Annotated in this window: 25 protein-coding genes and 4 pseudogenes; 14 read left to right on the forward strand and 15 right to left on the reverse strand. The window is 69.9% G+C overall.

Features of this window, described 5'->3' with window-relative positions:
• Positions 1-51 precede the first annotated feature (51 nt).
• Positions 52-836 (forward strand): IS5 family transposase gene (locus tag ABH925_RS14630; protein WP_370148306.1). Its coding sequence is split into 2 segments (ribosomal slippage): positions 52-346 and positions 346-836, totalling 786 coding nucleotides; the frame shifts between segments, so codons are not numbered across the junction.
• Here the strand turns inward: ABH925_RS14630 and ABH925_RS14635 are convergent.
• The 5 genes and pseudogenes from ABH925_RS14635 to ABH925_RS14655 form a co-directional block, all read right to left on the reverse strand.
• Entirely contained in the window at positions 802-1,104 is a 303-nt protein-coding gene (locus ABH925_RS14635; protein WP_370147970.1) for a hypothetical protein, read from the reverse strand. The two genes, ABH925_RS14630 and ABH925_RS14635, sit on opposite strands and share 35 nt — an antisense overlap.
• An 85-nt stretch (positions 1,105-1,189) precedes the next feature.
• The gene (locus tag ABH925_RS14640) at positions 1,190-1,420 is read right to left on the reverse strand and encodes a hypothetical protein (protein WP_370147972.1); all 231 of its coding nucleotides are present in this window, start codon (positions 1,418-1,420) and stop codon (positions 1,190-1,192) included.
• Positions 1,421-1,718: 298 nt separating this feature from the next.
• Positions 1,719-2,060: a M3 family metallopeptidase gene (locus ABH925_RS14645; protein WP_370148307.1), complete on the reverse strand. Its 342-nt coding sequence runs from the start codon at positions 2,058-2,060 to the stop codon at positions 1,719-1,721.
• 35 nt (positions 2,061-2,095) lie between these two features.
• Positions 2,096-3,724: pseudogene (locus tag ABH925_RS14650) on the reverse strand (M3 family metallopeptidase); the annotation flags it as partial.
• 184 nt (positions 3,725-3,908) lie between these two features.
• A complete protein-coding gene (locus ABH925_RS14655) occupies positions 3,909-4,295 on the reverse strand; it encodes a Tn3 family transposase (RefSeq protein ID WP_370147973.1) in 387 nt (128 codons plus the stop codon).
• 144 nt (positions 4,296-4,439) lie between these two features.
• Between ABH925_RS14655 and ABH925_RS14660 the strand changes: the two genes are divergently transcribed.
• The 6 genes and pseudogenes from ABH925_RS14660 (at position 4,440) to ABH925_RS14685 (ending at position 8,925) form a co-directional block, all read left to right on the forward strand.
• Positions 4,440-5,051, forward strand: a complete 612-nt coding sequence (locus ABH925_RS14660) for a DUF4158 domain-containing protein (protein ID WP_370147975.1) — start codon at positions 4,440-4,442, stop codon at positions 5,049-5,051.
• 383 nt (positions 5,052-5,434) lie between these two features.
• Entirely contained in the window at positions 5,435-6,652 is a 1,218-nt protein-coding gene (locus ABH925_RS14665) for an MFS transporter (RefSeq protein ID WP_370147977.1), read from the forward strand.
• 73 nt (positions 6,653-6,725) lie between these two features.
• Positions 6,726-6,860, forward strand: a complete 135-nt coding sequence (locus ABH925_RS14670) for a hypothetical protein (protein WP_370147979.1) — start codon at positions 6,726-6,728, stop codon at positions 6,858-6,860.
• Positions 6,857-7,057, forward strand: a pseudogene (locus tag ABH925_RS14675) (ATP-binding protein); the annotation flags it as partial. The gene ABH925_RS14670 and the pseudogene ABH925_RS14675, both read left to right, overlap by 4 nt.
• Positions 7,058-7,358: 301 nt before the next feature.
• Positions 7,359-8,186: pseudogene (locus ABH925_RS14680) on the forward strand (glycoside hydrolase family 5 protein); the annotation flags it as partial.
• A gap of 280 nt (positions 8,187-8,466) precedes the next feature.
• Positions 8,467-8,925 (forward strand): hypothetical protein, encoded by a 459-nt coding sequence (locus tag ABH925_RS14685; protein ID WP_370148309.1) that lies wholly within the window; start codon positions 8,467-8,469, stop codon positions 8,923-8,925.
• A gap of 54 nt (positions 8,926-8,979) precedes the next feature.
• Here the strand turns inward: ABH925_RS14685 and ABH925_RS14690 are convergent, their stop codons facing one another.
• Both ABH925_RS14690 and ABH925_RS14695 read right to left on the reverse strand, forming a co-directional pair.
• The gene (locus ABH925_RS14690; RefSeq protein ID WP_370147981.1) at positions 8,980-11,406 is read right to left on the reverse strand and encodes a glycoside hydrolase N-terminal domain-containing protein; all 2,427 of its coding nucleotides are present in this window, start codon (positions 11,404-11,406) and stop codon (positions 8,980-8,982) included.
• Complete coding sequence (locus ABH925_RS14695; RefSeq protein ID WP_370147983.1) at positions 11,400-12,281, reverse strand: beta-galactosidase small subunit; 882 nt, start codon at positions 12,279-12,281, stop codon at positions 11,400-11,402. Before ABH925_RS14695 ends, ABH925_RS14690 begins: the two co-directional genes overlap by 7 nt.
• On the opposite strand from ABH925_RS14695, the gene ABH925_RS14700 reads away from it, so the two are divergent.
• The 4 genes from ABH925_RS14700 (at position 12,276) to ABH925_RS14715 (ending at position 14,908) form a co-directional block, all read left to right on the forward strand.
• Positions 12,276-12,422, forward strand: a complete 147-nt coding sequence (locus tag ABH925_RS14700; protein ID WP_370147985.1) for a Beta-galactosidase C-terminal domain — start codon at positions 12,276-12,278, stop codon at positions 12,420-12,422. The genes ABH925_RS14695 and ABH925_RS14700 overlap by 6 nt on opposite strands.
• Before the next feature lie 200 nt (positions 12,423-12,622).
• Positions 12,623-13,519 carry an expansin EXLX1 family cellulose-binding protein gene (locus ABH925_RS14705; RefSeq protein WP_370147987.1) on the forward strand — a complete coding sequence of 299 codons (897 nt, stop codon included), beginning with the start codon at positions 12,623-12,625 and terminating at the stop codon, positions 13,517-13,519.
• A gap of 94 nt (positions 13,520-13,613) precedes the next feature.
• Positions 13,614-14,144 carry a SigE family RNA polymerase sigma factor gene (locus tag ABH925_RS14710; protein WP_370147990.1) on the forward strand — a complete coding sequence of 177 codons (531 nt, stop codon included), beginning with the start codon at positions 13,614-13,616 and terminating at the stop codon, positions 14,142-14,144.
• Positions 14,141-14,908 carry a hypothetical protein gene (locus ABH925_RS14715; RefSeq protein ID WP_370147992.1) on the forward strand — a complete coding sequence of 256 codons (768 nt, stop codon included), beginning with the start codon at positions 14,141-14,143 and terminating at the stop codon, positions 14,906-14,908. Before ABH925_RS14710 ends, ABH925_RS14715 begins: the two co-directional genes overlap by 4 nt.
• A gap of 231 nt (positions 14,909-15,139) precedes the next feature.
• Here ABH925_RS14715 and ABH925_RS14720 read toward each other — a convergent pair whose 3' ends face one another.
• Entirely contained in the window at positions 15,140-16,150 is a 1,011-nt protein-coding gene (locus tag ABH925_RS14720; RefSeq protein WP_370147993.1) for a helix-turn-helix transcriptional regulator, read from the reverse strand.
• A gap of 93 nt (positions 16,151-16,243) precedes the next feature.
• On the opposite strand from ABH925_RS14720, the gene ABH925_RS14725 reads away from it, so the two are divergent.
• The gene (locus ABH925_RS14725; RefSeq protein WP_370147995.1) at positions 16,244-16,642 is read left to right on the forward strand and encodes a VOC family protein; all 399 of its coding nucleotides are present in this window, start codon (positions 16,244-16,246) and stop codon (positions 16,640-16,642) included.
• Between the two features lie 99 nt (positions 16,643-16,741).
• Here the strand turns inward: ABH925_RS14725 and ABH925_RS14730 are convergent.
• Both ABH925_RS14730 and ABH925_RS14735 read right to left on the reverse strand, forming a co-directional pair.
• Positions 16,742-16,894, reverse strand: a pseudogene (locus ABH925_RS14730) (dehydrogenase); the annotation flags it as partial.
• A 443-nt stretch (positions 16,895-17,337) separates the two neighbouring features.
• Positions 17,338-17,580: a hypothetical protein gene (locus ABH925_RS14735; protein WP_370147997.1), complete on the reverse strand. Its 243-nt coding sequence runs from the start codon at positions 17,578-17,580 to the stop codon at positions 17,338-17,340.
• Here ABH925_RS14735 and ABH925_RS14740 point away from each other — a divergent pair.
• Positions 17,567-18,007 (forward strand): DUF4232 domain-containing protein, encoded by a 441-nt coding sequence (locus ABH925_RS14740; protein WP_370147999.1) that lies wholly within the window; start codon positions 17,567-17,569, stop codon positions 18,005-18,007. The two genes, ABH925_RS14735 and ABH925_RS14740, sit on opposite strands and share 14 nt — an antisense overlap.
• 761 nt (positions 18,008-18,768) lie before the next feature.
• The gene (locus ABH925_RS14745; RefSeq protein ID WP_370148001.1) at positions 18,769-19,179 is read left to right on the forward strand and encodes an STAS domain-containing protein; all 411 of its coding nucleotides are present in this window, start codon (positions 18,769-18,771) and stop codon (positions 19,177-19,179) included.
• Positions 19,180-19,623: 444 nt separating this feature from the next.
• Here ABH925_RS14745 and ABH925_RS14750 read toward each other — a convergent pair whose 3' ends face one another.
• The 5 genes from ABH925_RS14750 to ABH925_RS14770 form a co-directional block, all read right to left on the reverse strand.
• Positions 19,624-20,277 carry a 2OG-Fe(II) oxygenase gene (locus ABH925_RS14750; RefSeq protein ID WP_370148003.1) on the reverse strand — a complete coding sequence of 218 codons (654 nt, stop codon included), beginning with the start codon at positions 20,275-20,277 and terminating at the stop codon, positions 19,624-19,626.
• Positions 20,278-20,599: 322 nt separating this feature from the next.
• Positions 20,600-20,896 (reverse strand): tail fiber domain-containing protein, encoded by a 297-nt coding sequence (locus ABH925_RS14755; protein ID WP_370148005.1) that lies wholly within the window; start codon positions 20,894-20,896, stop codon positions 20,600-20,602.
• Positions 20,897-20,982: 86 nt separating this feature from the next.
• Positions 20,983-21,339 carry a hypothetical protein gene (locus ABH925_RS14760; protein WP_370148007.1) on the reverse strand — a complete coding sequence of 119 codons (357 nt, stop codon included), beginning with the start codon at positions 21,337-21,339 and terminating at the stop codon, positions 20,983-20,985.
• 559 nt (positions 21,340-21,898) lie between these two features.
• Positions 21,899-22,066: a hypothetical protein gene (locus ABH925_RS14765; RefSeq protein ID WP_370148009.1), complete on the reverse strand. Its 168-nt coding sequence runs from the start codon at positions 22,064-22,066 to the stop codon at positions 21,899-21,901.
• Positions 22,067-22,089: 23 nt separating this feature from the next.
• Positions 22,090-22,446, reverse strand: a complete 357-nt coding sequence (locus ABH925_RS14770) for a PRC-barrel domain-containing protein (RefSeq protein WP_370148011.1) — start codon at positions 22,444-22,446, stop codon at positions 22,090-22,092.
• Between the last annotated feature and the right edge of the window lie 288 nt (positions 22,447-22,734).

Raw genomic sequence — 22,734 nt, forward strand, 5'->3', positions numbered from 1 at the left:
CGTGAGAGTGTGAGCGTCAAGCCGTGGGTCGTGGACGACGAGTTGTGGGCGATGGTCGAGCCGATACTGCCGCCCTTGCCCGAGCGCTCGCCCGGGCCCAAGCCGGTACCCGACCGGCTGTGCCTGCAGGGCATCCTATTCGTGCTCCACACGGGGATCCCGTGGCAGCAGCTGCCGTTGGAGCTGGGCTTCGGCCCTGGTCAAACCTGCTGGAGGCGCCTGGAGCGCTGGCAGGAAGCCGGGGTCTTCGCCCAGCTGCATCGGATACTGCTGTCGGAGCTGAACGCGGCGGCCGGCGAACTGGACTGGACTCGCGCGTGCGTGGACGCCTCCCACGTGCGCGCGAAAAGGGGGGTGCCGCGACAGGCCCGTCGCCGGTCGACCGCCGCAAGACCGGCAGCAAGCACCACCTGATCACCGACGGCGGCGGCATCCCGCTCAATGTCATCACCACCGCGGCCAACGTCAACGACGTCACCCAGACCCTCGCCCTGGTCGACGGCGTCCCGCCGGTCGCTGGCAGAGTCGGCCATCCCCGCAAGCGCCCGGAGGCCCTGCTCGGCGACAAGGGCTACGACAGCAACCCCAACCGCCACGAGCTACGTCGACGCGGGATCCTGCCGGTCATCTCCCGCAAGGGCCAGCCCGACATTCAGGGCCTGGGCAGACTCCGCTACGTGGTGGAGCAGACCTTCGCCCTGCTCCACCAGTTCAAGCGCCTCGCCGTCCGCTGGGAGCGGCGTCTCGACCTGCACGATGCCCTGGTTTCAGTCGCCTGCGGCCTCATCTGCTGGCGTCGCCTCAGGCGGCCTGCTCTGCAGGCTCGTAGACCGTAAGAGCCAGACGCTGGCCATCCCCGGCCCTCAAGACATTGACCAGGATCTCGGTGCCTTCATCGAAGCGCAGGGTGAAGACCGGATCGAGATCCATCAAGAGGTCGAAGACCTCGCGATGACCGTCCGACAGGCGCTCAGGGCCAAGCTCCGCCTCACAGGCCCAGTTGCCGTCGGCGACGCAGACAGATACCTGCACGTCGAACTCGCCCAGGCACGTCGACCCATCGGCCCACCACTCCAGCGTCGCCGCCCCCTGATAGCTGTCCATCTTCCAAGTATCGCGGTCGACCGGGTGTGCGAGAACGGGGTGGGCGCAGGACAGCCGCAAGATCGTGTTACGAACTCTCAGCACTTCACTCCAGGGGAACTGCACCCATTCCGGTTTGAATCGCAGGACGTGGTGCGTTGCGGCCTTGCGCGCGAACAGAGCCGACGTTGTCCCGGATATAGGTGTCGAAGACCGGCTGTGCGTCCTGGGCCGGCACGGGGAGCATGTCGAAGAGCCAGGGCACCCAGCCGGCCAGGGTCATCGACCGCAGCCGGGCGAGTTCCACGCCGGTCTTCTCGGCGAGCGCCGTGAGCACCGCAGCCGGGGGTTGACGTCGAGATCGACCGGCAGCGCCAGGTCGAGGAGACCGACGTTGCGCTGCAGCAGGTCGAGCACTGGCATCTGGTACAGCCCGGCGATTCGTCCCAGCCACGACGACAGTAATGGTGGTGTAGTTGCGGGTGGCGTGATCGCAGAGCCTGATCACTTGAGCGTTCGATCCCGGCCCCACGCCGTCATGGCTCCGGGTCCGCCTGGCCCACTGGACCATGATCCTTCTCGGCGCCAGCCCTTGGGTCGCTGCAGCCAAGAGCGACAGCGGGCGAGGTGCCCTGTCACTCCTCCACCCCAGCCTCGTCTCGCCTCGGGGAGAGAGTCTGATCGGGGGTCAGGCCGAGGTTTTGCAGGAAGGCACGGTGGTCGGGGCTGCGGCCCAGGAAGTCGCTAACGAGCCGGGTGGCGTCGATGCTGCCGCCGCGTTCGAGGACGGTTCGGCGGTACGTCATGCCGAGCTCCGGGTCCAGGGGGTCGGCGGACTGGAATCGCGTATACATGTCGTCGGCCAGGATGCGTGACCAGAGGTAGCCGTAGTAGCCGGCCTCATAGCCGAACAGGTGCTCGAAAGAGGATTGGCGGTGGGTTCCCTCGATGAAGGTGAAGCCGTGCAGCTCGCTGATCTTCCTGAGGGTCGCGGTGGTGTCGCCGTCGAATCCGGGGAGTGGTAGGCCAGGTCCAGAGAGGCGTAGAAGATTTGCAGGAGCGTGGCAAGACCGGAGTCGGCGTTCCTGGCCGCGACCATCCCGGCCAGCAGTTCCCCCGGCAGCGGCGCGCCGGTTGCATGGTGGCGGGCGAAGCGCCGCAGTACCGCAGGGTCCCAGCACCAGTGTTCGAGCATCTGTGAGGGGGCCTCCACGAAGTCCAGTTCGGTCGCGGTGCCGGCGAAGCGCGCTCGCTGGGTGCGGGTCAGAGTGTCGTGCAGGACATGGCCGAACTCATGAAAGAGGTTCCGCATCTCCACATGGCGCAGCAGTGCGGGCCGACCGGTGCTGGGCTTGGTGAAGTTGGCGACCATAGCGGCCAGGGGCTGCTGGTAGGACCCGTCGGCCAGGGCCCGGCCCGGCCGCAGCACATTTGCCTCCGCGTGCTTGTACTTATCAGGCCTGGGCCACAGGTCCATGTAGAAGCGGGCGAACGCCTCGCCCCCGTCGGCCTCGGTGATGTCATAGGCCTGTACGTCCGGATGCCACACCGGCGCCTCGGCTGCTTCGGTGAACCGCACTCCCAGCACTTCCTGCATCAGGTCGAAGAGCCCGTCCAGGCATGCCTGGAGCGGGAAGTACGCCGCGACTTCCAGGTCGTCCACGGCGAACGAGGTGCGCTTGAGCTGGTTCACGGCGAAGGTGTGGTCCCACGGCTCGACCTCGCGTGAACCCAGCGCGGCCTCGTTGGCGTCGGCGAGCAGGACCAGGTCCTGCGCCGCCTTGACGGCGACCTTGGCGCGCAGGTCGTCGAGGAAGGTCTGCGCCGTCAGGCGGGTCCCGGCCATCCTTCGCTCGATCACATAGTCGGCCCAGGAGTCGTAGCCCAGGCTGCGGGCGATCTCGGTGCGCACCTCGATCGCCCGTTCAAGCCGAGCCACATTCTCCGGGCCGCCCTTCCGCTGGTTACGCTCCATCAGTTCACGCCGCAGCCGGGAGGAGCGCGCGTTGGCCATGAACGGGTTGTACTCCGGGTAGTCCAGCGAGACCCGGTAGCGGTCCCCGACCCGTTCCAGGCCCTCCATGAAGGAGTCGGGCATCCCGTCCAAGCCCTCCCGTTCCACCTCGATGCCGTCCTGCCAGCCGCCGATCGCCTCCATGAAACGCGACTCAAGCTCGACCAGTTCCTCGAAGAGCAAACGCAGCCGCTCGCGGTCACTGACCGCGAGCCCGAAGCCGTTGCGCCGGTAGTCGCGCAGAGTGTGCTCCAGCAGCCGGGCGTCCTCGCCGGTCAGCATCGCAGCCTCAGGAGTGTCCGCGAATTCGCGGACCGCGTGGTACAGCTCCTCGTCGAAGCCGAGGCCGACGGTGTACTTGCCCAGGCGCTCCTTCCACTCCCGCGCGCTGGCGCGGAGAGCCTGGTCCACCGCGACATCGGCCATGAACGTCCAGGCGCCGCTCGCCAGCGCTACCCGCTGCTGTGCCTCCTCCAGGGCCAGCAGCGTGTTCGCGTAACTGCGCTCGCCCGCCGGTATGGAGACGATGGCGGCCACGTCGGCCCGGCAGCCGTCGATGGCGCCCTGGCACGCCTCGGCGAGCGCAGCGGGTGTGAGATCGGAATAGTCAGGAATCCCTGGATTCATAGCGGAACAGTAGACGAACCATCACGGCGCCGAGCCGGTCCTGGCCACGTAAGGCCCGGAACCGGAAGAATCTCTGACCAACCGAGAAGCACTGTCCAGCGATATGGCCACTTCCTTCCCGACAGCCGACTCGCCGGCAACGGCTTCATAGCGCAGGGCTCACGGTCAGCGCACCACGCTGTCGTCAACGCGCCTGGTTCGGCGCTTCCTGCGGGTTGTCCTCCGGGGTGGCCGAGTCGCGTAGTGGACGCAGTCCCTCGCCCGGCTGGGAGGCTGAAAACGAGTAGCGGCCCAGGACGTTGAGGTGGGTGCTGCCCAACGGGGACAGTCGGGCCATGTCCTCGTCCTGGACCTCGTGGCCCTCGGCCCGCAGTCGGTCGGCCGCGGCGTTCAAGTAGCGGGAGTTCCACAGCACCACCGCGTTCAGCGCCAGGCCGAGTGACCCGAGCTGGTCATAGCGAGCCTGGTGGCCCTGTCGTTGATCTACCTGCTCACCCGCCCCGAGCAGCGCCGCAGTGTCGACATCGAACCGGCAGGGGCCACCGCTGACATCGCCCCGTAGGCCCGCCACACCGGCTACCGCGATGGATTGGCCCGACCCGCTCTTCTACCAGGTCACCCGTGTGCACGGGCCGGTATCCCCGGTTCCCGGCCCCGCGCACTTCTCGGCTGCGATCGTCGCGCGCGAATCGAGACGAGGACCAAGGTGTCGGGCGTGCCCACCAACTTTCTCAGCGAGGAACAGCGCAGGCGCTTCGGCAAGTTCAGCGAGGAACCCGACGAGGGCCAGCTCGCGGGCTGCTTCCTGCTGGACCAGACCGCGCGGCGCCGGGCCAGAGCCGCGAAGGGCGCCCGGAACCGGCTCGGCTGGTCGGTCCAGCTGGGGACCGTGCGCTACCCGGGCACCTTCCTGGAGGACCCCGAGGACGTACCCGGGGTCGTGGTCGACTACGTCGCCGAGCAGTTGGGCCTGCCCGCGGGCGACCGGCCGGTTACGGGCGGATGGAGCACCGTTGGGACCACCAGGACCAGATCCGGGCGGCGTACGGTTACACCAAGTTCGAGTTCGACCAGTGGTTCGCCCTGGCCCGCTGGATGCACCAGCGCCTGGATCGGCTCCGAGCGCCCGACCCTGCTGTTCGACCCGGCCGCCAAGCGCCTGGTGGACAAGAAGGTGGTGCTGCCCGGGGTCACCGTGCTGGAGCGGCTGGTCTCCGGCTCACGCGAACGCGCCGAGCGCAGGCTGTGGGCCACGCCCCCTCACCCCCGCCTGTGCCACGGGTTCCTCCGCCTTGCGCGCCGCTCTTACGGGCCAACTCGGTTCTGATGGGAGCGGCCTCTCTCGGGCCTGGGCCATGGTGGGGTGCCGGTGCAGGGCCAGGAAGGCCTCCAGGTGTGCGGCGCGCAGTTCCTCGGGGCGCACGGCGGCTGAACTGACGAAACGTGAAGTCGTTCAGTTTCCGTTCGAGATACGGCGCCCGGGGCAAAAACCCATGGCGTCGTGGCTACCCGGCCCAGTAACGTGCCTGCGGATATCGATCGAGAGATGGGGATTTGGCATGCGCCTCGACTTGGACACGGTTACCGCCCCGCCGCGGGAGCTGCGGGCGCGCTGAGCGCGCCCGGCGCAGACCATCGATCTGCGCCGTCGCTCCTTCGGCGAGACGGACTCGGACTCTCCGACCGTTCTCTCCCACCGAGGAGCACATCTTGTATGCCCGAAACACCGCGCCGCTCGGCGCGGGATTCCGCACGCTCTGGGCCGCGTCAGCCATCTCCACCGTCGGCGACGGCATCACCCTCGCTGCCGGCCCGATGATCGTCGCCTCGATCACCCGCGAGCCCGTGCCCGTCGCCGTCGCGGCGTTCAGCCAGCAGGTGCCCTGGCTCCTGTTCGGCCTGGTCAGCGGGGTCGTCGTCGACCGGCTCGACCGACGCAGATTGATTGTCGCCGTCAACATGGCGCGCGCGGTCTCGCTCGGCGTACTGGCGGCCGCCGCGGCACTCGGCGCGGTGAGCCTCCCGCTCGTCTACGCCGTCTTCTTCACTCTCGGCACAGCCGACACGCTCGCCGATACCGCCAGCAGTGCCCTGCTGCCGGCCGTCGTCGCCCAGGACAGGCTCGCCGAAGCCAACGCCCGGCTCTCGCTCACTTTCAACATCGGCAACCAGTTCCTGGCCAAGCCGCTCGGCGCCTGGCTTTTCGCCCTCGCCGTCGCAGCGCCGTTCGCCACCGACGCGGTGACCTTCGCTCTCGCCGCCGCGCTGATCGCGACCCTGCGCCCCATCCGCACCGCCGCGCCTGCGGCCACCAGCGCGGCCCGCACCCCGCTTCGCAGGGATGTGACGACCGGAGCACGCTGGCTCGCCCGCCACCGCGTGCTGCGTGCCGTCTCGCTCAGCATGTGCATCGGCAACACGGTCTTCTGCGCCGCATTCTCGGTGTTCGTCCTCTACGTCCGCGAACGCCTGGGTCTGACCGACCTCGGATACGGACTGCTGCTGACCACCTTCGCCATCGGCGGCACCCTCGGGACCCTCTCGGTCCGCTACCTCAAACAACGCTACCGAGCAGCCACCTTGCTGCGCGCGGGCCTGTTCATCGAGGCGTTCACACATGCTGCGCTCGCCGTGACGACACACGTGTGGATCGCCGCCCCCGTACTCATCCTCTTCGGCATCCACACCATGGTCTGGGGCTCGGTCGCCGCGACGCTCTACCAGCAGGCTGTCCCCGACGGATTGCGCGGACGCGTCGGCAGCGTCCGAATCCTGTGCGACCTCGGCGGGGCCGCCATCGGGACGATCACCGGCGGGTTCCTCGCCCAAGGCCTGGGACTGACCACTGTCTTCTGGGTCGCCGCAGTGGCCATGCTCACAGTCGCTGCGGTCTCCTGGAGACCGCTCGGGCCCGCGACGATCCAATAGACGCAGGCCGATCACGGGGTGGGTCCTCCTCAGGCCGCCGAGAACCCACCCCCGCAGGTGCTTCCCCCCAGCCATGCCCGGAAGAGACGACCAGGCCGGCGACTTCGTCAGGGTCACCCTCGCCGTGCCCGACGCCTTCGACCAGGAAGCCCTCCGCACCGCCACCGCTTGGCGCAGCGCGGCGACCGGTTGGTGGCCGACGCCCTGAGGCTGATCCGGGACACGTCCCTGATCAGCGAGGTCTCCGACGCCGGCAAGACCACCCCGCGCCTGCGCCGAGCGCGGGCCTTCGACGAGGGAGGCCGAGGCCTGCTCCTCGTCGCCCAGCTCACCCAGGGCTGGGGCACCCGCTACAGCACCAACGGCAAGACCATCTGGTGCGCGCAGACCATCGCCTCGACATGACCCATTTCTCTTCCTCCTCACGAGCAACCTCTCGGTCCACCCGCGGCAACCAGGGAGCGGATCACGTTCGTTCGTCACGAAGGACTGAGAGATGAAGGCAACTCGCCAGGCCGCACGGCACCGTCGCAGCAGGCTCGGGCTCATGGTGGGGACGCCGGTGGCGCTGCTCGCCGCCGGCGGGCTCGTCTACGGCACCGCGTCGGGCGCGACCAACAGCGGCGCGACCAACGGCGGCGCGACCGTCCAGGCGCCTGCGGCGGTCCCCCACGCGCCGTCGAGCGTCGTGGCGGCAGTGGCCGCCATGCAGCCCGGCGGGAACCTGGGGAACAGCCTCGACGCCATCCCGGCCGAGACCTCGTGGGGCAACCCGGTGGTCGCCAGGGCCCAGCTGGACGCGATACGCGCGCAGGGCTTCCGCAGCATCCGCATCCCGGTCACCTGGAGCGGCCACCAGGGCTCCGGCCCCGGCTACACCATTGATCCGGCCTACGTCGCCCGGATCAAGCAGGTGGTGAACTGGGCGCTGGCGGACGGCTTCTACGTGGTGCTCAACGTCCACCACGACTCCTGGCAGTGGATCGCCGGCATGCCCTCCGACCACGACGGAGTCCTGGCCCGCTACAACGCCACCTGGACGCAGCTCGCCCACGCGTTCCGTGACGAGTCCGACCACCTGGTCTTCGAGAGCGTCAACGAGCCCACCTTCACCGGTGTGACGGACGCTCAGAAGGCCGCTCTGCTCAACGAGCTGAACACCTCCTTCCACCGGATCGTGCGCGGGTCGGGCGGCGCGAACGCGACACGCTTCCTGGTCCTGCCCACCATCGGCGACACGCCGGACCAGTCGCTGATGAACGACCTGGCGACCACCATCGCGTCGCTGCACGACAACCGGATCATCGCCAGCCTGCACTACTACGGCTACTGGCCGTTCAGCTCCGACAACGCCGGCGTGGTCACGTTCGACGCCGCGAGCCTGCGGGACATGACCACCGTCTTCGGACGCATGCACAACACGTTCGTCGCCAAGGGCATCCCCGTCATCCTCGGCGAGTACGGGCTGCTCAGCTACCCCGACTTCAACCACCCGGGCATTGTCGAGCGCGGAGAGGCGCTGAAGTACTTCGAGGAGATCGACCACCAGGAGCGGATCAACGGGATCACCGGCTTCCTGTGGGACAACGGCGCCTACCTGGACCGCACCACCCTGCACTGGCGGGACCCGGGCCTGTTCGCGGAGATCAGGGCCGGCTGGACCACCCGCTCGGGCACCGCCTCCAGCGACCAGGTCTTCGTCCCGAAGTCGGGGCCGGTCACCGCCCGCACCCTGGACCTCAACCCGAACGGCACCCACCTTCCGCGGCCTGTTCCAGGGCCGTACCGCGCTGGTCCGGGGCCGGGACTACACGCTGCCCGGCAACCGCCTCACCCTCACCCCGGCCCTGCTCGCCCGGCTGACGGCACACCACGGGTACGGCGTCGCCGCGACGCTGTCGGCCTCGTTCTCGGCGGGGGCTCCGTGGCCGATCAGCGTCGTCTCCTCCGCGACCCCGGTCCTGTCCGGCGCCAACGGAAGCACGAGTGGTCTCACCATCCCGGCGCAGTTCCGCGGTGACGTGCCGGCGACGGTGGAGGCCCGTTACGCCGACGGCAGCAACGCAGGCCCGAACAGCTGGACGGCGTTCCAGGGCTTCGACAGCGACTTCGTCCCCGACTACGCGCACAGCACCCTCACCCTCACCCCGGACTTCTTCAAGGGAATCAAGCAGGGCGCGCCGGTCACGCTCACGGTGCGCTTCTGGAGCGGCGCGGCCGTCACCTACCACCTGACGGCTTGGGGCACCTCCGTCACCGGCACCTCGTCCTGACGCGCCGCCGGCCCTGTGCGCGGGAACGCACAGGGCCGGCGGGCACCAACCCGATCAGCGTCCGGCTTCGTCCTCCGGGAAGGTGAGCCGGTACGTACGGCCCGCCGCAAGGTTCAGCCTGAGCAGGCGGGTGTCCCCCGGGATGGTGGTCAGCACGACCTCGCGGCGCTCCTCGTCGGTGGCGTGCTGGCGGCCCGCATCCCCGGGCAGGCTCAGCTCTACCGCCCCGCCGCGCCTGGAGCGCAACTCGACGCTGCGCAACACACCCTGACGCCAACTCAGGTCTACTCTCGTGCCACCTCGCGCGCGCAGTCCGCGTGCCTCGCCGTCCGGCCAGGACGGCGGGAGGGCGGGCAGCAGCCGCAGGATGCCGTTGTGGCTCTGCAGCAGCATCTCGGCGATCGCGGCGATGATGCCGAAGTTGCCGTCGATCTGGAAGAGCCGGGGCGGGTGCAGGTCGAAGAGGTTGGGTGCGACGGAGGTCTCCAGCAGGCGTGAGACGGCGTGTCCGGCGAGCGGACCGTCGCCGAGCCGGGCGGCCAGGGCGGCGACCCAGGCCAGGCTCCACCCGGTGCCCCCTCCGCCGTGCTGGAGGCGCCGGCCCAGCGCGCGGCGCGCGGGGGTCAGCAGGCTGTCGTCACCGAGCGGGTCGACGGCGCTGCCCGGGTAGAGGCCGTAGAGGTGGGAGAGGTGCCGGTGGCCGGGGTCCTCCTCGGGCAGGTCCTCCCACCACTCCAGCAACCGTCCGTCCGCCCCGACGGCGGGGCGCCGGAGTCGCGCGCGGACAGCTCGCAGCTCCTCGGCGAAGTCGTGGTCGACGCCGAGCTCGCGCGCGGCGGCGACGGTGTTGTCGAGCAGCTCGGCGGCGAGCCAGTAGTCCATGGTGCAGCCGGCGGAGACGGCGGCCAGGGTGCCGTCGTCGAAGCGGAAGTGGTGCTCGGGCGAGGTGGAGGGGCAGCTGAACAGGGTGCCGTCCGGGTCCTCGACCAGGAGGTGGGTGAGGAAGCGGGCGGCCTCACGCATGGCCGGGTAGGCGCGGTCGGCGAGGAAGGCGCGGTCGCCGTGGAAGAGGTGGTGGTCCCACAGGTGGGCGGCGAGCCATGGCCCGGCCATGGGCCAGTTGGCCCAGACCGGGTCGCCGGAGACGGGGTTGGTGGCGCGCCAGAGGTCGACGTTGTGGTGGCAGCACCAGCCGGGCGCGTCGTAGTAGGTCCGGGCGGTGTTCCGCCCGGACTCGGCGAGGTCGGCGACGAGGTCGAAGAGCGGCTCGTGGCACTCGGCGAGGCCGGTGGTCTCGGCGGGCCAGTAGTTCATCTGGAGGTTGATGTTGGAGGTCCAGTCGCAGTTCCAGGGCGGGGCGACCTCGTTGTTCCAGATGCCCTGGAGGTTCGCGGGCTGGGTGCCGGGCCGCGAGGAGGCGATGAGCAGGTAGCGGCCGTAGGCGAAGAGCAGGGCGGCGAGGCCCGGATCGTCGGCGCCGTCGTTCGCGGCGGCGAGCCGCTCGTCGGTCGGCAGCTCGTCCGCCTCGGCCGCCCCGTGCAGACGCAGTCCGGCCGCGCCGAAGAGCCGCCGATGGTCGGTCAGGTGGGCGGCGCGCAGCTTGTCGAAGTCCTGCCCTTCCGCCTCGTTCAGCCACCGTCGGGCTTCGGCGAGCGCCACCTCGGGGCCGCCGGGCTGCTGCCGCCAGCCCCGGTATCCGGTGCCGACGGCGGCCAGGACGACCGCCTCGTCGGCGCCGGTGACCTCGACACCGTCCACGTCGGCGGTGACGCGGCCGTTCACGGCCCGTACCCGCAGCTCGGCGGCGAAGCCCGTGCCGGTGCCGGCCCGGTAGGCGGTCGAGGCCTCCTGCCCGTGGGGAACACGCGCCGGGGCGCGGCCCTGGATCGACAGGCCCTCGCTGTCGGGCGCGTTGGTCACCCGTGCGTCGGAGTGGGGCGTGGTGAAGCTCGCACGGAGAGACAGCGCGCCGGGCGTGTCCACTGTCAGGCGGACGGCCAGCACGCCCGCCGGGGCGGAGACGAAGCTCTCGCGCCGGTACCGCACTCCACCCGCGGTGAACGAGACGGTGTGCACGCCAAGGTCGAGATCGAGCACCCGCCGGTAGTCGGCCACGTCCTCCATCCCGACCGCGCCGACGGTTGGGAAGGTCAGCAGCAGGGCCGCCAGCGGCTGGTACGCCTCGGTGTCGGGGCCCTGGTGCTGGGCGGCGGCGATCGAGTCGGCACGGGCGTAGTCGCGGTCGCGCGGCACCGCCTCCCGCAGGGCGGGCAGGTGGTCGGCGGCTCCCGCCCGGTCCCCGGGGCCCGGTCCCCCGGACCACAGAGTGTCCGCGTTGAGCTCGATCCGCTCGGTGTGCACGCCCCCGTACACCAGGGCGCCCAGGCGGCCGTTGCCGAGCGGCAGCGCCTCCAGGAAGGCGTCGGCGGGGCGGCGGTACCAGAGCCTGTCGATGCAGGAGTGGTAGGAGTCCGTCAGCACGGTGTCATTCCGATCGTGAGGGTGGTCGGGACCGCCGCGAGGGTGTGCGGAGCCGGAAGCAGCGGACCGCACGCGGCGCTGCCGATGCCGTGATGGTCGGCGTCCAGCTGGAGGTGGAGGTGCCCGTCCGGCCGTAGGTCGACGGTGTGCGTCGCTGCGTCGAGGGCGGCGGTGGTCCAGGGCCGGGCGGTGAGGTCGAACCAGGGCGCTCCGGTCAGCAGCAGGCCGGGCCCGGCCGCAGGGAGGATGCGGGCCTCCCGTACATGGCGCCGGTTGCCGTTCTCCTGCGGCAGCACGTAGGGCGTCTGCAGGTCGCGGACGGAGGAGCGGTACCGGCCGACGCGGGCGGCGTCAGCGGTGTCCCGGTACGCCTCGCCCGGCCCGAGGCCGAACCAGGCGACCTCGGTGTCCGGTCCTGCTCCGGGAAGGGTGAGGGCGAGCCCCAGACGAGGCAGCGGGCAGGGCCAGGCACCCTCGGGGGTGACGGCGACCGTCAGCCACACCTGGTCGGCGTCGGCGCTCCAGCGGTACTCGGTGGCCAGGGCGAAATCGACCCCGGCCGCGGCGGCCCGGGTGCGGACCACCAGTTCCTCCGCGTCGACGCGCACCTCGCGCAGCTTGTGGCACAACCGGTCCAGGCCGGCCGCGCGCCAGGCGTCCACCAGCGGTCGCCCGTGAATCGAGCGCAGGTCGTTGTCGATCGGGGCCCGCCACACGCCCAGGCGTACGTCGACGAGTTCGAGGTCAGCGAGGCGGTGCAGCGAACCGGTGCGCCGGTCGAAGCCCGCCGGACCGAGCGTCAGTTCCGCCGGGGCGCCGACCAGGAGCGGCGCAGGGGCCGGGGCGGCACCTCCCCGGACGGGCGCCGCGTGCACGTGGTCCACAACTGGAACTGGGAGTCTGCCGAGCTGCCCGCACCGACGGACCTGACCGACGTCCTGGACGGCCGCGCGATCCGCGACGGCACGCCGGTCAGCTTCGGTGCGTGGGACGTGAGGGTGCTCGTCGAGGGCTGATCCCCGGGCCGGCGACCGGCTGCCTCCTGCCCGCCGTTCCACCGGTCGAAAAAATTCCGCGCGGGTGGGCAACCTTTCCGCCCGGGGTGGCAACAGAGAGGTGGAACACCGACTCGACCGGACCGACCGAACGGATGGGCATGAGGGGAACGAGGCACGCCGCGCCGCAGTCACGGCGCAGGCGCGAGCGCAGACGCGGGTTGAGCACGAGCATTGCGGCGGCGCTGCTGGCCGTCGGGGTGCTGGTGTGCCTGGCGGTCGCCTTCCGGCCGGGCGGCGGAGGCCCCACCGACGCCGGACCTGCCGTCGCGGCGGCCCAGGCGGGCGCCGCGCCCGGCGCCGGACCGGTGACCGCGTCCAGCACCGCCGCGGCCGCGAGCGCAGCGGCGCGGCCGTCCCGCGCCGGCACGGCGTCGGCGTCCGCGTCGCGGTCGGCGTCGACCGGCGGCGCGGCACCGGCGGGATCAGCGGTGGCGCCGCTGGCCGGGCGGATCAAGCCCTCCGTCACCTACCACGGCGTCGCGACCGCGTACGCCGCCGCGGACGGCAACGGCGCGTGCCTGTTCGGACCGTCCGGTGACCTCATGATCGCGGCGATGAACTACACCGACTACGAGTCGTCCAAGGCGTGCGGCGCCTACGTACTCGTGCGCGCCGCCAACGGCTCCTCCCTGACCGTGCGGATCGTCAACGAGTGCCCCCTGCCCTGCGCGCCCGGCCAGCTCGACCTGAGCCAGCAGGCCTTCGCACGGCTCGCCAACCTCTCGGTCGGCCGCCTGCCGATCACCTGGACGCTGCTGAGCCCCGCCTCCCTGGGGCCGCTCTCCCTTCGCTACCAGACCGGCTCCACCCGCTGGTGGTGCGGTATTCAGGTGATCGGTCACCGCAACCCCGTCGCGCTGCTGGAGGTCCGGACGGCGGGCGGCTGGCGCCGGCTCCCGCGCACCGACTACAACTACTTCGTCTCCAGCGACGGCAGCGGGTGCGGCGGCCCGATCAGGATCACCGACATCTACGGTCAGCAGCTGACCGTCGACGGGATCGCGCTGCGGCCGAACGTCGCCCAGCCGACCAATGTCCAGTTCGCCCGGCATTGACCACGCGGTCATCCAGCCGCCTTGACCCGTTGACGACCGCTGCTACCCTCATGCGTTGTTAACGCGCACATGCAAGAAAGGGCGACCGAGGGAGATGCTCCCCGACGACGCGTCCGCGGAGTTCCACGACTTCTTCGAACGCCACTACGCCGAACTGGCCCGCTTCGCCCACCTCCTGACCGGGGAGGCGGACGCGGCCGACGACCTGGCCGCCGACGCCCTGATCGCGCTCTGGCAGCGCTGGGACCGGCTCCGCGCGGCCGAGCACCCGCGCGCCTACGCGCGCGGCGTGGTGGCCAACATGGCACGCGAACGACTCCGGAGCACGATCCGGGAGCGCCGCCGGATCACGCTGTTCTGGTCCCGTGTCTCGGAGCGGACGGAAGGACCCGACGTGGCCGCCGTGCTCGACGTGCGCACGGCACTGGCCCGGCTGCCGTTCCGCAGGCGGGCGTGCGTGGTGCTGCGCCATGCCTTCGACCTGTCGGAGAAGGACACCGCGATGGCCCTGGGCATATCGGTCGGTACGGTGAAGAGCCAGACCTCGAAGGGGCTGGCCGAGCTGGAACGCATACTCGGCGTACGATCCGCCGAGGTCCTGGTGGCAGGGAGGAGGATTCAGTGAGCGAGGAGATCACCCGGCGGCTGCGCGAGTCCGCCCAGGCCTACCAGCCCGACCACGCGAGGATGCTGGCCCGCGTTGAGCGCGGCCTGACCGGCCCGGCCGTCCGTCACCGCACGCGGTCGTTCACCAGGTCGGGGCCCAGGACCGTCCTCGCCGGTCTCGCCACCGTCGGCCTGCTGGCGACCGGCGGCTTCGCCGTCGCCGACATCGTCCACGGCCCGTCGCCGACGACCACCGTCACCACACCGAACGACTCGCCGTCGGCCACTCCCCATCCGACGCCGTCGGATTCCGCCACCGCCCCCGGATCGCCGCCGACCACGGCCGCGGACAGCTCGCATCCGGCCCAGCCCACCGGCGCACGGCCCCAGGCCGGGCCACTGTGGTCGGCAGGCTCGGTGGACCCGCACAGCACCGTCTACTGGTCGCAGAGCGACCTGGTCCTGAAGACCGCTCAGCCGCTCACCTCCCTCACCTTGGAGCTGCGCATCGCGCAGACCGGCGGCGTGCAGAGCACGGGCAGTTGGCGCACCCTGCCGGTCGACGACTTCACCGTCACCGTGCGAGAGGTCGGCGGCGCGCTGGTCTACCGCTGGGTGCTCAAGCCCGGCCTGACCGTGCCGGCCGGACAGTACGAGTTCGCGGCCCAGTTCAACCACGCCACCGGTGTGCGCGACGCGGGCGCCGACAGCTACCGGGTCGACGCACGGACCCCGGCCGGTTCCATGGCGGCGGTCTGGGGTGGGTTCGTCCCGGCTCGGTAGGGTTCAGCCAGAATCCACCGCGGTGCCTTGGTCCCGTCGGCAGCCCTGACAGGTGGAGCCCCCGGTCGTGGTGCGCCACGGCCGGGGCGGCGAGCCGAGCCTGCCTGGACGGGAGTCACCGGAAGCCGCTGACCTGAGGAGTGCTCGTCGGCAGGCTGATGGGGCCGGCGGGTGGACCTGGCAGCTTGACAGAGTGTTCAGTGCCGGGGTGGCGCGCCTAGCTGTGCCATCTCATGACATTGGTTCCTCGCTTGCAGGCTCGGCGGCGTAGGACGTGAGGCGATCGGCGAGCGCGATCATGAGGTCGCGGAGTTCATCGGGGCGCTCGATGACGAACGGCCGGTCGAGTGAGGCGAGTACTGGAGGCAACCAGTCGAGTCGCTCCGCCCGCAGCTCGACGCGCAGCCAGCGCTCGGTCGCCCGGTCCTCGCCGGCTGCGGACTCGTGCTCCTCTAGGTTCGCGACGCTGATGGGAAGGTGGGCGCGGATCTGCTCAACGGTCCCGTGGATCCGCACGGTCACCTCATGCCGGTACTCGGCCGTGGCGAACCCGGACAACACCCGCTGGGCCGGACCGGGACCCACGGGCGCCTCGAATGAGCCGGGCAGCGTCCTCGCGTCTGCGATGCGATCGAGCCGGAAGGTTCGGTCCTCGCCGATCCCGGGGTCCGTGCCCGTGACGTACCACCGGCCCGCATGGGCGACGATCCCGTACGCGTGCAGTGTGCGTTCGCTGCGCCGTCCGTCGCGGTCGGTGTATCTGATCGAGACCGGTCGGCGGTGGCGTACCGCATCGGCGATGGTGAGCAGGACCCCGGCGTCCGGGGTGTCGAACTCTCCGGGCTGATCCGTGAAGGCGAGAGATTCCAGGAGCGTGTCGAGCCGGCGGGCGATGTGCTTGGGCAGCACCCGCCGGATCTTCGCCGATGCCGTCTCGTTTGCCGTGTGCTGCGTCGTCGTCAGCCCTGCTCGGCGGCCGGCGACCAGGCCGAGCAGCACGGCCAGCGCCTCGTCGTCGCTGAGCATGAGCGGAGGCAAGCGGTACCCGGGGGCAAGCCGGTACCCGCCGTAGCGGCCGCGCACCGACTCCACGGGCACGTCAAGGTCGATCAGATGATCCACATACCGCCGCACGGTGCGCCCGTCGACGCCGAGCCGGTCGGCGAGTTCGGCCACCGTCCGGGTGCCGCCCGACTGCAGCAGCTCCAGCAGGGTGAGCACGCGGCCGGTAGGTCGAGACATGCTCAAAGCCTAGCGCGGATACTGGACCGATTCTGTCCACTATTTGTTCTAGCGTGCGAAGTGCAACGGCTCCACGAACCTAGGGAGAACACCATGGACTTCGTCTCGATCCGGATCATCACCGGCGACATCACGCGCCTCGTCGAGTTCTACGAGAAGGCCACCGGGGTGCAGGCGGCCTGGTCCACCGAGGACTTCGCCGAACTCAAGACCCCCAGCGCCACCCTCGCCATCGGCAGCGCCCGGACTGTGCCGCTGTTCGCGCCAGGCTCTTCTCATCCGGCCGACAACCACAGCGTGATCATCGAGTTCCTCGTCGACGACGTGGACCGCGTTCACCAGAACCTGACCGGCTTCGTCACCGACTTCGTCACCGAGCCCACCACGATGCCCTGGGGCAATCGGTCGCTGCTGTTCCGCGACCCCGACGGCAACCTCGTCAACTTCTTCACCCCCGTCACCCCGGAGGCCATCGAAAAGTTCGCACGCTGACGCCACGCACAGCGGCTCACGCGGGAGCCCTGAGACCCCAGGGCTCCCCGTGAACGCGGCCACCGAATCCAGGGGCGCCAGGATGTTTGCCGCTCAGCACTCCTTGGCGTACTGGATGGTGAGGGCGTTGAGGTAGGTCTTCGTCGGCGCGTAGGCCCCGCTGATCCCTCCGAGGTCGACGCCGGGTGTGGTCTGCAAGGTCAGAGAGCCGACATGACTGGACTGGTTGATGATCCGCAGGTGCGCCGAGCGGCACACTCCTCGATGCCCCACCGGGCGCCGGCCACCCGGACCGGCTCCGAGACGGTGGTATCCGCCGGGGCGAACGCGAGGTAGTAGGCGACCTCGTCAGGACGCGCCGGGCTGCGACGGGCCAGCACCCAGCGATGGTGGGTGGGATCTGAACCCTCGATTGTGGGCAGCTTGGCCGCGGCCCAGTCGTAGACTCGCGGCCCCTTCGCACCGTCCCCGCAGGAGATCCGCTCCCAGGCCTCGGCCGGGCGCCGGTCAGGACATGGCCTACCAAGATCACCTTCAGAATCAAGCTGAGACGGTGTCGAGACATCGTCACAGACCTGTCACCGCCGCAGATGTCGGGAAACCGGCACGTGGCGGGCGGCGTGATCAAGCATGAAGCTGTTCGTACGACCACGGCACAGCTGCGGTCCTCTCTCGTATGGAGTTCTGATGGGTGTTCAGCACGCGGTAGGCGCATCGGCGGTGGCTCTGATCGCGAGCATCGCCCTGAGTGCGTGCAGCGGCGGAACCGCGGCGACGGCGACATCGTCCGGGGGCGCGGCGTCGGGCAGCGGACAGTCCTCCTCGTCCTCGTCCTCGTCCTCCTCGTCCTCTTCGCCCCCTACCGGCACCGGCTCCACGGCGGGCGCCAGCACGGGGCAGAGCACGACCGGGACCACCACAGCCGTGGGCAGCAGCATCCGCTGCCACACCACCGACCTCGGCTACTCCTGGGCGACGGGCGGGGACGCGGTCCCCAACGGCAACGCCCAGGAGCAGCAGAAGGCCGTGGTGATGGTCAAGAACACCAGCGGTCACCAATGCACCATGCACGGCTTCCCCGGCGTCAACCTGGTCAACAGCGGCCACAGCTGGTCGCTCGGCCGGGACAACCAGGCGCCGGTCACCCTCACCCTGAAGCCCGGCGACTCGACGCAGTTCACCGTGACCTTCCTCCCATGGACCGCCGAAGGCAACGTGGCGAGCAACAATTTCGCACCCACCACCCTCGTGATCACGCCGCCGAACGAGACCACCTCCTACGATCTCCCCTGGCGCTGGGGCCATGTCCTGCTCCAGGACGCGGCCACCCACCCCGGTACCTACATCGGCCCCATCGGCGACTGAGTCTCAGAGAGGTTTGTCCGCACCGTTCTGCGGCCCATTGTTCGCCCATCGGTCCGATCGGCCGGGCCGCCGACCTGCCCGTTTCTCTATGCCTAGAGAAACGGGCGATTCGCGCCGCAGCGGAGACTCTGCAGGTCAGCGGGCACTTCGCGCCTCCAAGCGAGACGAATTATGTCGAACGCGGGTCTCGGCACCCACAGCGCGCCCGAGGGAACCCGATCGAGGCCTTCGGTGAAAGGCGCCACCGGGGCGGCGGCCTGGAGGAGTTCGCGGCGCTGCAGGTAGCGGCACGGGAGACGCGTCGGCGAGATGGTTTGGGTTATACCCCGGAGCCCACCACATCCCCGGGCGCAGCCTGGTCGGCTACGAGGTCCGCGGCATCGACAGCCGCCGGCATCGTCACCGCCCACCCCGCCAGCTCTACTTGGTGGTCACGCTCGACACCGGGCCCGAGTCCACCGAAGCCCGCGCTCTGCTGCCCGCATGTACGATCGCACGGCTCTCGCCGTTGGCCCGCCGGGCCAGCCAGCCAACGGCAGCCGGTGCTTCTGCGGTTCCCGCACAGTCCGGGTAGTACCGGGCTGCTGCGGCAAGCCGTACAGTCCATAGTGGAATACCTGTTCTTGGCGGGTGCGAGCGTTTCGAAGCCGTGTGCTGAGGCGCCTCCGGCCCGACCCACTGAGCGCGCCGCTTCTGCGGTGATCGCTCCAGCTGCCCCAGACCCCGGCGGTGTCCCAGATGAGACGGCCGAGGAGACCGGGATGTCCAAGCACAGCATCATCGCCCGATCAATGGCGGTCCGCCATCGCCCGCCGCCCCAGCACGGGGCCGGGATAGCGGCGGCGACTCTAACCATTGAGCGGCACGACTGGCATGACAGAGCAGAGATCACGTTGACCGGCGAGATCAACATGGACTCCGCGCCGCTCCTGCACCACGCACTGACGCGGTGTCTGGCCGATGGCGTGCGCACCATCGAGGTGGATCTTGCCCAGGTCGACTTCTGCGACTGCAGCGGCCTGAGCGCGTTTCTGCAGGCCTACCATCACGCCGCCGCGGTCGGAGCGTCCCTGCGGCTGCACCACCCGAGACCCGTCGTGGCGCGACTGATCACACTGGCCTGCGCCGACATCACCCTGCTGTACCTGCAAAGCGCGGGAGAGAGCCGCTGACGCAGGTCATCTCCAGGGCGTTCCGGCTCTTGACGCTGCGCTCGGGGCGGGCACAACAGGTGGCTTCTCATACCGGGTACACCGGGCAGGATGCGGGACCGCGCAAGGAAGAGCTCACCGGTCGCCGGTCTGGAAGCATGAACTACATGGTCGCTGGTCGGCCGCCTGACGGCCCGTTAGCCCCCGCGGCCGCCCGCCGTGCCGCTCCACGTGAGCTGCACCAGTGCAAGGATCTGGACGTCACCTGCAGGTGGCGGAGCACGAGGAGATAGCTCGCGGCCGAGCGGCAGGAGATGGCGCGCGGACTTCGCCGCTCCTCCCCGACCGTCTCTGAACTAAGAACTAAGGGGTGATGCCGTTGTTCGGCAGGGTGCACTCTTCTTCAGGCTTGGGTGCGTGGCCCGCTCAGCAGCGGCGCTCAGTCGGCATCGGGGACGATGAGTCTCACAGGCTCATGTCATTCCCGCGGTTCGCGGGGTCAGGGCTGCACAGCCAGCCGTTGATGGCGAAGCGGCTGTCCGGGTAGTGCCTGCTCGGGCAGCTGACCGGCCGTACCTCGTGCCACGCGGTGGGTCGGAAGAACACGATGCTGTCGTGCTCGGGTTCCCAGTCCCGCCAGGTGCGCTCCTCCCACTTTCCGGTTGTCTCGGTGTGCAGCGGCAGGGCGGCGTCGAACACACGCAGCTCGCCCCCGCCGAAAGGCCTCGGTGTGCGATGCAGGTAATACACGAACGTGAGCAGACGCCGGCGGGCGAACTCGGCGCTGGTGTCCTGGTGCGGCCGGTAGAAGTCGCCGTCGTTGTGCACATTGAGGCTGTAGCTGGGTTCGGTGTACTGGCAGGAGACTCCCACAGTGTGCTCGACCGCCTCCAGTACCTCGTCGATGGCTGTCATCAACTCAGGCGCGGCGAAGTCCTGGCACGACCGGGACCGGCGAATGTCGGGGACCAGTTGCTGGTCTTGGATCATGGACGGCTTCAGTGTGTCGCCGGCGGAGGCGATGGCGCGATCCAGTAGGGCGCCGGCTGTCTGCTCGCCCAGGAACTGGGTGATGCGGCAGACCGTCACGGGAAGCCGCCAGATCGCGTCCGTACTCACCGGCGACCGCTGATCCAGCGCCCCGGATGGTCCCGCCGCGGTGTCGTGTCGTGCCAGAGCGTCCTGTCCTGTCATGGTGTCCTGCCTTCTGGATCGCGATGAGTGTTCCGCAGGGCCCCCTCCACGCCGCTCCCGGGGGGGGCGGCAGCCGTGGGCCGTGCCCCGGCCTGGGACACGCCCGTGGCCGCCAGAGCCGGGCCGCTGCGACCGCTGCGACCGCTGCGACCGCTGCGACCGCTGCGACCGCTGCGACCGCTGCGACCGCTGCGACCGCTGCGACCGCTGCGACCGCTGGAGCATCACAGCAGGTCGCCCGGCGTCGTCACGCGGACTCGGGTGTGTTGACGCTCGCGGCTGCTCGCAGCCGGTCCACTTCTGCCGTGAGTTCTTCCACGCGGTGGTGTAGTGCCTGGACGCATACCAGGGCGACGCCGAGGCCGTCGACGACGGGGATCTTGGTGTCGTCCTGGTTGAAGCCGAAGGCGGCGTTCCAGTCCTGGGCCATCGGCCCGAGGTGGCGCACGTCTTCGGGCTCCCAGAGGTAGCGCCAGGTACTGACGGGAAGAGCGGCCACCGTCTCCAGGACCGCGTACCCGTTGACCGCACCAACCGGGGCCACAGCGCCACTGTCCCGCGCGCCGGCCGAACGACTGGGCGGGGCACTGTGGTCAGCCACCCTGGACCGCCGGCGGAAGATCCGCATCCTTACCGGCTCCAGTCGACCGGGACCACGTCCTGCTTGAGCCCGCGGTCACTGCAGACCGCGCACGGGTTGCCCGGGACACCGGGGCCCTGATCGGTGCCGACGGTGATCGCTCCGTGGGCACCGGCCGGAGCATGGATCCCGTCGCCGACCATCGCGGCTTCGTAGCCGCCCAGCAACTCCTGGAGGGTACCGGGGCCCAGGTCCTCCGGAGCGGCGATCGCGGCGATGCCGGTGTCGTCCGTGTAGGCCATCCCCAGCGTCCGGCCGCCCATGGTGGCGAACACGATCTTCGCGCCGCGGATAGGCTCCCCGGTCACCGCGTCGGACGCCATCGCGTTGATATTCTCCAGTTGCATCTGGGTGACATTCAACGTGGCCTGACTGGCCGTGAGCCTGGTCGGCATCAGGCTGGGGCATTCCGCCCCGCTGCTGCACGACGCGGCCGATACAGTGGACGCAGACGCGGTGACACCACTCCCCACGCCCAGCGACGCCAAAGCCGCGGCCATCACCGCGACAGTCTTACGACCTGCAGAACTCATATCCACTCCCACGGGAACTGCCCGAGCGTGATCCGTACCAGCGCAGGACGGCCGGGACGGCCGGAGCGCGAGCAGCACGCGACGGGTGCCGCCCCCTTCGGACGACGCGACCGAGCGTATCCACACCCATCTGGCCCAACCCGCCGACAACCACTCGTTCGCACCATCTGATGAACCGCCAGCAGAACAATGACGAACGCGATCGACGCATACAAACCAATGAGCGATCGCCGAGAAGCACGCCGCAACCGACTCACCACCACAAAACCGTGCGGGAGTGCCGTACCGGCCCACGATGGGCTGACCCCTGGCGCCAGCCCACCCACGCGCCGCAGAACCTGGAACTAACACTCCGCTGCCGCCCGGGGACGCTTCACCGTTGCGGCTGCCGACCGGAGCGCCTCCAGCGCATCGCGATGAGAACCAGGTCGGCGACGAGCAGCACGGCTCCGATGACCAGCAGGTAGAGCAGGCCGTGGGCGACGGCGCCGATGATGCCCAACACGACCGCGACGATGACCACGAGCAGGAACAGGACCATGATGTGCCTCCATGCTGGTGGGGTCAGCGGCGAGCGAGCTGCCGCTCGCCGCCGGCGCCCGGTTCGTAGGCCATGCCGTAGTGCTGGAAGATCGCTTCCTCGCTCGTGGCGGGGAGCACGTCGTCCGTGCCGATCGCGGGGCAGTCTTTGACCAGCGACTTGGTGTAGTTGACCTTGACGTATCCAGGTCCCACGATCGCGTGGTCCAGGGGGACGAAGACCAGGCGGTGGCGGGTGGGCAGGCCGACCTGGACGGTGGCCATGGCCGGCTCATCGGTGCTGGTATCCACATACACCGCCTCAAGAGCCCCGATCTTGTGCCCGTCGGGGTCAACGACGTCGTGCGTGCGCCACTCGCGGATGTCCGCCGCTTCGATCACCGCGTCTCCCTTCTCGGACGGCCGACCCGAACCCGGTCCAGCCTGCGACCTGCACACATCCAGCCTGCCCCCCACACGCCCGGCAACGCCAGCCCGCCACTGCGCCCAGACCAACGGGGGGTGTGTGTCCCGCAAGGTGGGACGTGCGCCCATCGTTGTGCTTTCGCCTACTCAACTTGACCTGGGTTCCACAGCTGAGCCCGGATGCACCAGCTGATCTCTGTGCAGCGTGACGCCCGGAAGTAAAGAGATGCCTTGTGACCTGCGAGGATATGGCTTCTCTAGGGT

The organism is Streptacidiphilus sp. EB129 (genome assembly GCF_041262645.1).
Taxonomy (GTDB): domain Bacteria; phylum Actinomycetota; class Actinomycetes; order Streptomycetales; family Streptomycetaceae; genus Streptacidiphilus.

Coding starts and splice junctions, on each gene's coding strand:
- ABH925_RS14635 (WP_370147970.1), bottom strand. CDS start 1,104: ATGGACAGCTATCAGGGGGCGGCGACGCTGGAGTGGTGGGCCGATGGG.
- ABH925_RS14670 (WP_370147979.1), top strand. CDS start 6,726: ATGCCCGGAAGAGACGACCAGGCCGGCGACTTCGTCAGGGTCACCCTC.
- ABH925_RS14710 (WP_370147990.1), top strand. CDS start 13,614: ATGCTCCCCGACGACGCGTCCGCGGAGTTCCACGACTTCTTCGAACGC.
- ABH925_RS14720 (WP_370147993.1), bottom strand. CDS start 16,150: ATGTCTCGACCTACCGGCCGCGTGCTCACCCTGCTGGAGCTGCTGCAG.
- ABH925_RS14725 (WP_370147995.1), top strand. CDS start 16,244: ATGGACTTCGTCTCGATCCGGATCATCACCGGCGACATCACGCGCCTC.
- ABH925_RS14735 (WP_370147997.1), bottom strand. CDS start 17,580: ATGCTGCTGCCCACGGCTGTGGTGGTCCCGGTCGTGCTCTGCCCCGTG.
- ABH925_RS14745 (WP_370148001.1), top strand. CDS start 18,769: ATGTCCAAGCACAGCATCATCGCCCGATCAATGGCGGTCCGCCATCGC.
- ABH925_RS14760 (WP_370148007.1), bottom strand. CDS start 21,339: ATGCAACTGGAGAATATCAACGCGATGGCGTCCGACGCGGTGACCGGG.
- ABH925_RS14765 (WP_370148009.1), bottom strand. CDS start 22,066: ATGGTCCTGTTCCTGCTCGTGGTCATCGTCGCGGTCGTGTTGGGCATC.